The sequence below is a fragment of the Pseudactinotalea sp. genome (assembly GCF_048594945.1).
Taxonomy (GTDB): Bacteria; Actinomycetota; Actinomycetes; order Actinomycetales; family Beutenbergiaceae; genus Pseudactinotalea.
The window spans coordinates 1-2238 of the sequence record NZ_JBMDXJ010000363.1 but is presented as its reverse complement, the minus strand read 5'-3'; the positions used below and the strand labels follow the sequence as shown (position 1 = coordinate 2238).

3 protein-coding genes are annotated in these 2238 nt (G+C 69.9%); 1 reads left to right on the top strand and 2 read right to left on the bottom strand.

Features of this window, described 5'->3' with window-relative positions:
• Window positions 1–80 precede the first annotated feature (80 nt).
• A complete protein-coding gene (locus tag ACOJSN_RS16560) occupies window positions 81–905 on the top strand; it encodes a sugar phosphate isomerase/epimerase family protein (RefSeq protein WP_420113594.1) in 825 nt (274 codons plus the stop codon).
• 5 nt (window positions 906–910) lie between these two features.
• Here the strand turns inward: ACOJSN_RS16560 and ACOJSN_RS16555 are convergent, their stop codons facing one another.
• Window positions 911–1942 carry a LacI family DNA-binding transcriptional regulator gene (locus tag ACOJSN_RS16555; protein ID WP_420113593.1) on the bottom strand — a complete coding sequence of 344 codons (1032 nt, stop codon included), beginning with the start codon at window positions 1940–1942 and terminating at the stop codon, window positions 911–913.
• 76 nt (window positions 1943–2018) lie between these two features.
• The coding region (locus tag ACOJSN_RS16550; RefSeq protein WP_420113592.1) for a hypothetical protein at window positions 2019–2238 on the bottom strand (220 nt) is incomplete at its 5' end.

Genomic DNA, 2238 nt, shown 5'->3' with positions numbered 1-2238 from the left:
AGGGGCGTGCAGCTCGCCGAGGCGGCGCAGCAGTCCGTCGACGAGCGCCGGTGGGTCGACATCCCAGAGCTGACGCTCTGATGGCGACAGCACCGGACATGCGACGGTTGAGCATCAACCAGATCACCGTCCGGGACTGGTCGCTGACCGAGACGGCGGAAGGGTTGGCGCGGCACGGGATCGGCGGCATCGGTGTCTGGCTGGACAAGGTCGAGGAGCTCGGGCTCGAGCGCAGCGCGGCGATGCTGCGTGCTCACGATCTGCAGGTCTCGAGCGTGTGCCGCGCCGGCTTCTTCACGACGCAGTCGGCGCCCGGCCAGGTCTCGGACGAGAACCGCCGCGCGATCGAGATCGCCCGTGGCGTGGGAGCCGAGTGTCTCTACGTGGTGTGCGGTGGCATGGGCGAGGACAACGATCTCGCAGGCGCCCGGGCCCGCGCGCTCGAGGGGCTGGCCGCGATGGCGGACGAGGCCGAGCAGGCCGGCGTCCGCCTCGCGCTCGAACCGCTGCACCCGATGATGACGGCGGACCGCTGCGTGGTGGTCTCGATCGCCCAGGCGCTCGACATGGTCGAGACGGTGGGTTCACCCGCCGTCGGTATCGCCGTCGACTCCTACAACGTGTGGTGGGACCCGCAGCTGGCGGCTTCGCTCGAGCGTGCGGGCGACCGTGTGATCAGCTACCAGATCTGTGACTGGCTCGTGCCCCAGCCGCACCCGGTGTTCGGGCGTGGGGTCCCGGGCGACGGCGTGATCGACCTCGCCGGGCTCACCCGCAGGGTCGATGCTCTCGGCTACCGCGGTCCGATCGAGGTGGAGATCTTCAACGAGGACGTCTGGTCGAGAGACCCGGACCGCGTGATCGGTCAGATCGCCGACCGGTTCCCGAGCGTGATCGCGTTCTGATGGGCTCAGGCGTGCGGGGCCGCGGTGCTGTCACGCAGCATCACGACGCCCTCGAAGGCGACCGAGCGTCGCACGGGCGGGTCGGGCGAGAGGGCGAGATCAACAGCCTGCTGACCGACCTGCTCGAGCGGCAGCCGCACCGTGGTGAGCGCCGGGGTGATGTCGGAGGCCACGGGCACGTCACCGAACCCGGCCACCGAGATGTCGTGGGGCACGGCAATCCCGAGACGCTGGAACCCGGCCACCCGCCCGACAGCGACCACGTCGAACGAACCGAACACGCACGTCGGTCGGTGCCCGGCCTCCGCGAGCTGGGCTGCCACGGTGCCGCCGTTCTCCCGGGTGGCGGCGCCGTGCACCACTGCGTGCGGGGGGAGGTCGATGTCACGGTCCGCGAGGCCGCTTCGGAATCCCTTCAGGCGGTCCCGCACGGTGGTGAGCTTGGCGGGGCCGGTGACGACCGCGAAGTCGCGGTGCCCGAGATCGACCAGGCAGTGCGCCAGCGCTCGTGCACCGGCCTCGTTGCCGACGATGATCGAGTGGCCGACGTCCTGTCGTCCCAGCGTGACCACCACGCCGCCCGTCTCCTCGTAGCGACGCAGCTCGTCACGGATCGGGTCTGCGGCCGAGCGATTCGTGAAGCCGCTGCCCGCGAGGATGATCGCGCGGGGTCGCTGTGCACGGAGCAGCGCGAGGTAGCGCGCCTCCTGCTGGGGGTCGCGGTAGGTCGAGACGATCGTCACGAGCATGCCGTGCTGCTCCGCCGCGCTCACCACGGCACCGGCGATCAGGGCGAAGTAGGCGTCGCGGATGTCGTGGACCACCAGGGCGATCGTCGAGGACTGCGAGCCCGCCAGAGCGCGCGCGTGAAGGTTGGGCTCGTATCCCAGCTCCGCTGCGGCGGCCAGCACGCGTTCGTTCGCATCGCCGCGCCCTCGGTAGGTGCCGGAGGAGCTGAGCACTCGCGACGCGGTGGCCAGCGAGACGCCGGCATGCTCGGCGACGTCGATCAGTCGTACTGCGCTGCGGCGTGTCATCGGAACCTCCCATCCATGTCCGCGGCCGATCGTATAGCGGCGGAAGCGCTTCCAGTCGCAGCGCCGCCCGCCAGCCTCAGGAATCGCCACGAGAGTACGGGTGCAATACCCGAATCGATGCCAGATCGTGATCCGGCAACACCGGGCGATCGCCCTTCTGCCCTTGCGGGCTGGAGTGCGCATCGCCTACTGTATTGAAAGCGCTTTCGAGCGTTCCGTCACCAAGGGAGGAGATCGGATGTCGACACGGAAGTGGACACACGTAGGTGCGCTGGCTGCGGCCGGCGCGCTGCTGC

Coding starts and splice junctions, on each gene's coding strand:
- ACOJSN_RS16560 (WP_420113594.1), top strand. CDS start 81: ATGGCGACAGCACCGGACATGCGACGGTTGAGCATCAACCAGATCACC.
- ACOJSN_RS16555 (WP_420113593.1), bottom strand. CDS start 1,942: ATGACACGCCGCAGCGCAGTACGACTGATCGACGTCGCCGAGCATGCC.